At 42.5% G+C, this 8,453-nt stretch carries 9 protein-coding genes; 6 read left to right on the forward strand and 3 right to left on the reverse strand.

What is annotated here, in order from left to right; translation table 11 throughout:
• On the reverse strand, positions 1-528 hold a 528-nt coding region (locus LDL35_RS12755; RefSeq protein WP_304023029.1), incomplete at its 3' end, for an ABC transporter substrate-binding protein.
• A gap of 200 nt (positions 529-728) precedes the next feature.
• Between LDL35_RS12755 and LDL35_RS12760 the strand changes: the two genes are divergently transcribed.
• The 6 genes from LDL35_RS12760 to LDL35_RS12785 all read left to right on the forward strand — a co-directional run bounded on the left by LDL35_RS12760 (position 729) and on the right by LDL35_RS12785 (position 5,755).
• On the forward strand, positions 729-959 hold the full coding sequence (locus tag LDL35_RS12760) for a hypothetical protein (RefSeq protein ID WP_304023031.1): 231 nt from the start codon (positions 729-731) through the stop codon (positions 957-959).
• 123 nt (positions 960-1,082) lie between these two features.
• Positions 1,083-2,156 carry an iron ABC transporter substrate-binding protein gene (locus LDL35_RS12765; RefSeq protein WP_304023033.1) on the forward strand — a complete coding sequence of 358 codons (1,074 nt, stop codon included), beginning with the start codon at positions 1,083-1,085 and terminating at the stop codon, positions 2,154-2,156.
• 21 nt (positions 2,157-2,177) lie between these two features.
• A complete protein-coding gene (locus LDL35_RS12770) occupies positions 2,178-3,248 on the forward strand; it encodes an iron ABC transporter permease (protein WP_304023035.1) in 1,071 nt (356 codons plus the stop codon).
• Complete coding sequence (locus tag LDL35_RS12775; protein ID WP_304023037.1) at positions 3,245-4,003, forward strand: ABC transporter ATP-binding protein; 759 nt, start codon at positions 3,245-3,247, stop codon at positions 4,001-4,003. The genes LDL35_RS12770 and LDL35_RS12775 overlap by 4 nt, the downstream gene beginning before the upstream one ends.
• Before the next feature lie 7 nt (positions 4,004-4,010).
• Complete coding sequence (locus LDL35_RS12780) at positions 4,011-5,003, forward strand: ATP-binding cassette domain-containing protein (protein WP_304023039.1); 993 nt, start codon at positions 4,011-4,013, stop codon at positions 5,001-5,003.
• Complete coding sequence (locus LDL35_RS12785; protein ID WP_304023041.1) at positions 5,000-5,755, forward strand: ABC transporter permease; 756 nt, start codon at positions 5,000-5,002, stop codon at positions 5,753-5,755. The genes LDL35_RS12780 and LDL35_RS12785 overlap by 4 nt, the downstream gene beginning before the upstream one ends.
• Positions 5,756-5,791: 36 nt before the next feature.
• Here the strand turns inward: LDL35_RS12785 and LDL35_RS12790 are convergent, their stop codons facing one another.
• Together LDL35_RS12790 and LDL35_RS12795 are read right to left on the reverse strand one after the other, a co-directional pair.
• Positions 5,792-6,403 (reverse strand): flavin reductase family protein, encoded by a 612-nt coding sequence (locus tag LDL35_RS12790; RefSeq protein WP_304023043.1) that lies wholly within the window; start codon positions 6,401-6,403, stop codon positions 5,792-5,794.
• A 25-nt stretch (positions 6,404-6,428) separates the two neighbouring features.
• On the reverse strand, positions 6,429-7,190 hold the full coding sequence (locus LDL35_RS12795) for a class I SAM-dependent methyltransferase (RefSeq protein ID WP_304023045.1): 762 nt from the start codon (positions 7,188-7,190) through the stop codon (positions 6,429-6,431).
• Between the last annotated feature and the right edge of the window lie 1,263 nt (positions 7,191-8,453).

The following is an 8,453-nucleotide window of genomic DNA, read 5'->3' on the forward strand; positions in this document are numbered from 1 at the left end:
TGGCACAAGGGGATTGAGTTCTTTTGTGTGAATGCGGATGGTGTAATCATCAACAACTTCACATCTGTCATACGACATGAGTGTTGCAGTACTTGGAGACAGGTTGGAAGTTCTGTCAAGAGAGGCCTTCACATCTGCAGCTTTCATCTCTTTGCCATTATGGAAATGAACACCGGGACGGATCTTGAACTCCCATGTGGTATCATCTACCTGAGACCACGAAAGAGCGAGATTAGGCGTTAATTCAAACTTATCATTTGCGCCGATTAATGTTTCAGTTACGATTGCTTTTTCGGTAACAAAGGTTCCCCCGTCATGTCCGTCTCCCGGATTAATAGAAGAGACAGCCCATAGATCTCCGACACGAAGAACTTTTTCGGATGGGGCCTCTGTTGGTGTGATCGTAACAGCAGGTTTTTCAGATGCTGTATCAACAGGTTTTTGGGTTGTATCTATTGAGGTACATCCGGCTCCGAGCAGGAATCCTGCCATGAGGAGTACCAGAAGCAGTCCATAAATCTTTTTCATACGTATTCTATATAAAATTAAATTTTAATATAGATAGTATTACCGAAATTATTTTTTTAGTTACTTGTACGGATATTTCTCTAATTATTATTTTTCCTTGTTAATCATTCATAATAATACATTAAATGGCATATCCTGCAATCGAGATATTTAGATTTCCCTGATATACCATTGCACTGGAGACCTCCAATCTAATTCTTATGCAGGATGGTCTTTCAGCACTACCTGACTTTTTCAGACTTGGAAGACGGACCAGCAGAATTATCCTGATAAATGTGGTACTGTCCCTTCTGCTTAATTTTTTACTGATAGTGTTAGCCGGAACAGGGGTTATATCCCCGGCACTCGGTGCAGTTGGCCATCAGGTTGCCCTCGCGATAGCCCTTAAAAATTCTGCACGGCTTGCGTATACAAAGGTGGAGTCGGATTAAGTATTAGCCAATAAAAAATAATTATATTAAAATATTAACAATTAAAAAAACGTAATAATAAAAACAACCTAAACGTACATCTGTATGTTTCGTTCATTCTCAAAAACCTTTTTTCTAGGGTTTATGGTGGTTTCTCTCCTCGCAGGAATATGTGTATTTCCTGTTTCAGGAGAAGAGACAACGATTACTGACGGTCTCGGAAGAGAGGTCACGGTCCCTCTTAACCCTGATTCGGTAATCTGTTCAGGAGCCGGATGTCTGCGATACCTGACCTACCTGCAGGCACAGGATAAGGTAATTGCGGTTGATGCCCTGGAGGTAAACATCTCTCCGGACGATTCACGTGCATACCGTCTTGCAAATCCTCAGTTTGGCAATCTCCCTATCTTTGGTGAGTTCAGGAAGGATGATCCGGAAAAGATCACAAATATCGGTCCACAGGTTATCTTTAAAACATACACAAACAAGGATGAGGCAAATCAGCTTCAGGAAAAGACTGGAATCCCGGTAGTTGCATTACAATATGGGGACCTGGTTGATGAGTATGAGGATATGCAGAAAACCCTCCGTCTCATGGGAAAAATCCTCAATAAGGAGAACCGTGCAGAAGAGGTAATATCTTTCTTCAACGAACGGAAGCAGGATCTCTCTGATCGGACGAAAGATGTACCTGATGCAGACAAAATATCTGCATATGTCGGTGGAGTGGGATGTGCCGGATCACATGGTCTGCAGGGGACGTCATTTGCATATACTCCGTTCCAGCTGGTTGCAGTGAAAAATGTTGCAGCAGAATCAGCAAAACCTGATATGGATTGTGGTGATGTTGCGAAGGAATCTATCATCGGGTGGGATCCGGACATGGTATTCATTGACCTTGGTTCACAACAACTCAAGTCCCAGGGTGCAGATGCACTGAGTGAACTGAAGAAACCAGAATTTGAGGATATGAAGGCGGTACAGAACGGGGATGTATATGGATTGCTCTCCTTTAACTGGTATACCACAAATCAGGAGAGCGTTCTTGCAGATGCCTATTACATCGGAAAATTACTCTATCCTGAAAAATTCTCCGATATTGATCCGGTCAGTGAGGCTGATGAAATCTATGAATTCCTTGTTGGGAAGAAGTTATTCTCACAGATCAACAGGGATGGATTTGAAAATTTGGCATTTACAAAGCTGAGTATGCAATAAGGAGAGAGGAAGTAGTAATTCATGCATTTTGACAATGAAGAATTACCAGCAGCTTATCTCCAGTATACCCGGACGAAGATCATTATCCTCTGTATCGGGGTAATTATTCTCTTTTTTCTCCTGATATTGTCAATTTCAAGCGGTGCGGTCTCGATACCCCCGATTGAAGTGTTTCAGACATTAATAGGGGAGTCTGTATCGCTAAAATGGAATAAGATCATCCTGAGCATCAGACTTCCTCAGGCATTGACTGCCATCGTGGCCGGTGCCGGGCTTGGATGTGCGGGTCTTGCGATGCAGTCGATCTTGCGCAATCCTCTTGCTTCACCATTTACCTTTGGGATTGCTCATGCAGCAGCGTTTGGAGCAGCATTCTCAATAATTATCCTTGGTTCTGGTGTGATGCAGAATAGCTCCATCAATCCGTATGTCATTGATAATCCCTTCGCGACTACATTTGTCGCATTTATCTCCTGCCTGTTGGCTACCGCAGTAATCTTATTGATTTCCCACCTGAAACGGGCGACACCTGAAGTTACTGTTCTTGCCGGAGTTGCAATCGGTTCATTATGTACTGCCGCGACCATGTTTCTCCAGCTTTTTGCAGATGATACTCAGCTTGCAGCAGTCGTATTCTGGACCTTTGGGGATGTGAGCAGGGCAGACTGGGGAGAACTTGCAATTATGGCAGTTGTTACTGTTTTATCCCTGGTATATTTTTACTATCACCGGTGGGACTACAATGCTATCGATGCCGGTGATGAGACTGCATCAAGTCTTGGGGTTCATGTAGCAAGGATTCGGATTGTAGGAATGATCGTTGTTTCTGTGATAACTGCGGTGATAATGTCATTTTTAGGAATTATTGGATTTGTGGGTCTCATCTCTCCTCATATCATCCGGAGGATAGTAGGTGATGACCATCGGTTTACTATCCCGGGGACGATTATCATGGGGGCAATTTTACTTCTGGCATCAGATACCGTCGGAAGGGTGATAATAGTCCCGCATGTTGTACCGGTTTCTGTGGTCACCTCATTCCTTGGTGCACCCATGTTTCTCTATCTCCTGGTCAGGGGGTATAATCGATGATTCTTACCGTCGGTGGTTTATCGTTTCAGTATAAAAGCAGGGAAATATTTAATGATGTGACCTTCGAGCTGGGACGAAATGAGGTTCTTGCTATAATGGGACCGAATGGGGTTGGGAAAACTACCTTGCTGAGATGCCTGAATCTTATCCTCAAACCAACCGGGGGAACGATTATGGTAGAAGAACAGAATATCATGCATCTTGCAAAGCGTGACGTGGCAAAACGGCTCGGGTATGTCCCTCAGAAACAGGAAAGTGGAAGAATGACGGCATTTGATGCTATTCTTCTTGGGCGGCGGCCTCATATCACCTGGGATATTTCAGAAAAAGATCTGAAGATCGTTCATGGAGTCATAAAGCGGTTAAACCTGGAACATCTCTCACTTCAGTATATTGACCAGATGAGCGGAGGGGAACTTCAAAAAGTATCTATTGCAAGAGCTCTTGTCCAGGAGCCTGATTTACTTCTCCTTGATGAGCCAACATCAAGCCTGGATCTTAAAAACCAGCTTGAGATACTCTCCGAGATCCGCAATATTACCCGGTTTCATTCTGTCTCTGTCATCATGACCATGCATGATCTCAACCTTGCATTACGATTCCTTAATAAGTTCATCTTTCTCAAATCAGGGATGATTTATTCTGCAGGAACCTGTAAGGATGTTACTCCGGAGATGATCCATGATGTCTATGGTGTTCAGACAGCAATTCGTGAGATGTATGGATATCCGGTTGTTATCCCGTTAACTGGATAAATGATATATGGCATCTATTATTGAAACACACGATCTTACCAAACGATTCGGTTCACACACTGCCGTGAACAATATATCTCTGACTATCCAGAAAGGAGAGGTTTTCGGACTACTCGGACCGAATGGTGCGGGTAAAACCACTTTTTTATCTATGCTTTGTACCATCCTGAAACCCTCCTCCGGTTCTGCACACATAAACGGGTTTGATATTATTCGCGAATCGGCTCAGGTCCGCACGTCTATTGGTATCGTATTTCAGGATCCAAGTGTTGATTCTGATATGACATCCCGTGAAAACCTCCAGATGCATGCTGATCTCTATGGAGTTCTTTTGTCTGAGCAGAATGTGCGGATTCAGGAAGTCCTTGACCTCGTAGGATTATCTGATCGGGCTGATGATTTCATGTATACCTATTCCGGAGGGATGCGAAGAAGACTTGAAATCGCCCGCGGCCTGCTCCATTATCCCCGTGTTCTGTTTCTTGATGAACCCACCATCGGTCTGGATCCCAGAAGCCGTGAGCATATCTGGGATTATATCAGAAAATTGCGAAAAAGAGAAGAGATGACCATTATTCTGACCACTCATTACATGGAGGAGGCAGACCGGCTTTGTGATCGGGTTGCAATTATTGATAAGGGAAGCATAGTTGCGATGGACACGCCTTCATTATTAAAACAGGAAGTAGCAGGAGATACTATCATAATGGGTTCTGATCAGATCCAGAATCTGTCAGACGTGCTGATACGGGATAATATTGTACAAGATGTGTCCTTTCAGGGGTCAGAAATTAAAATTTTTGTGCAGAATGCTCAATTCCTCCTTCCCCGAATTGTCGAATCAGCAGTTCATGCAGGGATACGGATTGACCATATTACCATCACCCATCCGGATATGAATGACGTCTTCATCCATTATACAGGAAAAGACCTGGGTGGGGGAGAGGTACGGGAGCAGACCGGCAGGGTTGCTATGATGAAGAGGCGGAGAGCCAGATGAGTGAACTTCGAGGGATTTACACTCTGTGGCTTCGGGAAGTCAAGAAATTCTTACGGGAAAAACCCAGGCTATTAAACGCCATCTGTCAGCCTCTGTTATGGCTTTTTATCTTTGGAACCGGGATGCGATTTTCATCTGGTATGCCTGGAATAAATTACCAGGAGTTTATCTTCCCCGGACTGGTTGTCCAGGCAATGTTGTTTACTGCTATGTTCATGGGAGTGTCGGTCATATGGGACCGGGAATTCGGGTTTCTAAAAGAGATCCTCGTCTCTCCTATCTCAAGAACGTCAGTCTTTCTGGGGAAAATGCTTGGTGTCAGTACAGATGTAATGATCCAGGGGATTGTCATATTTCCTTTTGCGTATCTGATTGGAATACCGGTTACTGTGTTCATGGTTTTCGAGGCTCTGCCACTCATGATCCTGATAACAACCGGTCTTGTGTGTATTGGCCTTACCTTTGCAAGCCTGATGAAAAGTTTTGAGGGATTCGGGCTAATTCAGACGTTTATCAATCTCCCGATGTTCTTTTTAAGCGGGGCACTCTTTCCGCTTGCCAATGTTCCAATCTGGCTTCAATGGGCGAGTTATGTAAATCCTCTCACCTATGGTGTTGATGCCCTCCGGACGGTTATGATGGGAGATACCTGGGTGCAGCTCTTTCCGATGGAACTGGATATCCTGGTCCTGGTTTGTTTTGACATCATTATGTTCATCATCGGAAAAACAGCATTCTGCAGGACAGAATAGTCCAACTTGATCACACAATCTGGTTGAAACCAGGATTTAATCATCCTGGTATTTTTTCGCGATGGGATCGACATTATGCGGGAACATCGCACTGAATGGATCCGATCGGCCGGTGTCAGTTACGGTGCAATAATGCATACTGGTATCAGATCCGGTCATGAGGAGTGGTTCTGCCCGTTCAACATCCCATGAACCATCTGGCCTGTATATCTCATCAAGAATCTCAAGATGTACAACTTTCCCGATAATGAGGATGTATGATGGCTCTTCAATGAGTTTATCCAATGTACATTCCATCCATGCATAACAGCCCATTATTCCCGGGGGTTTTACGACGACTGATGGTTTCTCATCAAGACCGGCTGAAATAAATTCATCCTCTTCCGGAGGAGAAATTCGGGCAGTCGGGATGACTGCATCAGTTAAGTCGGTTGTAGCCATGTTGATGACGAACTCCCCGGTTTCCCTGATATTGTCAAGGGTATCCCGTCGTTTGGCGGTTGCGATGCAGACCAGATCAAGTGGTCGTAATATGGGCATGACACAGGAATATGGTGCAATATTTCTGATGCCTTTTGAACTGATCGTTGAGATAAGGGTTATTGGAAGGGGAAATACAGATTCCCTCTTCATTGGTTTAAGCTTCATAATTGTATCTTCTCCTGATGTAAATTCAGGGTTTTGTGTTCTGTTCTCTTACATCCCAGACCATCATGCCGGTTATTACCTGTGATCGGGCAAGGTATTTTCCATCTTGTGCATGGGGGGTGATATACTCCCTGATACGGTCTTTCATCTGGTCATCAATCTGTCTTGTGGTGCTGAAAAAACCAGCAGCAGTCTCAATATACTCATCTATCGTCTCGTAATTACTCCAGTCATCCTCAAGAAGGGATACTTGCGGCCGGTATCCGAGCAGATACAGGTACATGAACGGGAGGTAAAACCCATGGGGTGATTCTTTGAACTCCTCATGAAACAGAGTTTTGTAGAGGTCATAGTATGAGGGATCCCATTTTCGATGAACCCATCCACTGTAATAGCAGATTCCTTTTGCCGCTTCAAGCATGAGGGAGAGATCATGGGGATTCCTGACTGCTGGTGTCATGGATGCAATAACAAGATCAAATTTTTTTCGAAATCCTTCCTCATCAGGATTGATTGTGTCCCAGGATTTTAAGACTGTCTGAATGGTGACGTTCTCCTCATCTGCCCGTTTATTTAATTTTTTCAGCATCTCATCTGAAAAATCAAGGGCGGTCACGTGAGCACCCATATGTGCAAGTGGGATTGAGAGAGAACCAGTTCCGGCACCGATGTCAAGAACCTGGGATCCTTTTATGTCAATGCCTGTACTGATAATCAGGTCCAATATCCTTTTCAGTCTGGCTTCTTCTTTTTCCTGAGGTGTGTCCCGGGCATATCGGTGAGCCATATGGTTCCAGAACGCGGGAGTCATAGGTCCTTTCTTGTTTCCGGTTTGGGTTGTCTTTTCCCAGAATGCAGCCCAACACCGCGAATTGTCGTTTTCATTCAGATTTTCTGTCATAGGTATCATTCTCAAGGTATAGTCTGGTTTTTTTGCATAGTAGGTTTATGAAGATACTATGTATTTTATATCAGATCGTAAGAATACTTTCTGATTTAATCACAAAAGATGAGATGCTGATCAAGGCTTGATATACTGAGATGATAATAACAATTCATCTATCGATAATTTTTTGGTTCCTGATTAAATTTTCAGGAAATCTTGAAAAATAGGTCACACATTTTAGTCTTATGTCGCATCTTATTTACACATTTACAATCTTCCTTTCATGATCCTTCATGAGGGTAATGTGATGAATTATAGAATTATACAAGCTACATGAGATAATGATTATGCCTATTTTGTTAAATTCTCTCTTATGTCAACCATATGTAGTTTATTCTAACTTTCTGTATTTCATCTCTATAGCCGGTCATAGTTGGCAGATCTCAACCCCTTTGACACATTATTCGGATCATTTTTTTATGAGAATAGCGACCTCTTGAGAAATTCTATTTTGGGATTATTTTTTAAATTTGATAGGTTTATACTGGTTTTTATCGGATACATCGATCCGTATTTTATTTACACTCAAATTGCCCGATTTTTGAGATATCCAGGTGAAAAAAATCATGTGACTTTTCATCCCGATTTTGAATACTTTGAAGGAGAAAAATCTGCCGATTTAATTATATAATGGGTTGTTGAATCCATGACTTGAATGAATACTCTGAATGGCTATTTCAATATTCGATTTACTGGTATACAATCGGATCTTCTGAATTTATTTATTTTCACATATATTCCGTATTACTATAAATATATTAATTCATAACACTCATCATACTATAGGTTATTTGATGGATCAGTCAGATAGAATGAATCACATTCGCCGCCTGATCCTGTATGAGTCCATTCTTCATTATGAGAAAAAGATTTCAGATTTGGAGAGAAGTTCAGAAAAAAACCGAAGCTCAGAATAATGTCACACAGGATTCTGTATATCTATCTGAAATTCTTTAATAATTGTTATTTTCATAAAACTTATCTCCCCGTTCGCACATATTTTTACGGTATATTAAATACCAAATGAGTTGATTTCACATTATGTTATTGTACTTCCATTAATGTGGGCAATAGTTTTCATACCGAGAATCAAGGACCATTTTT

This window comes from Methanospirillum hungatei (genome assembly GCF_020216685.1).
Taxonomy (GTDB): domain Archaea; phylum Halobacteriota; class Methanomicrobia; order Methanomicrobiales; family Methanospirillaceae; genus Methanospirillum; species Methanospirillum hungatei_B.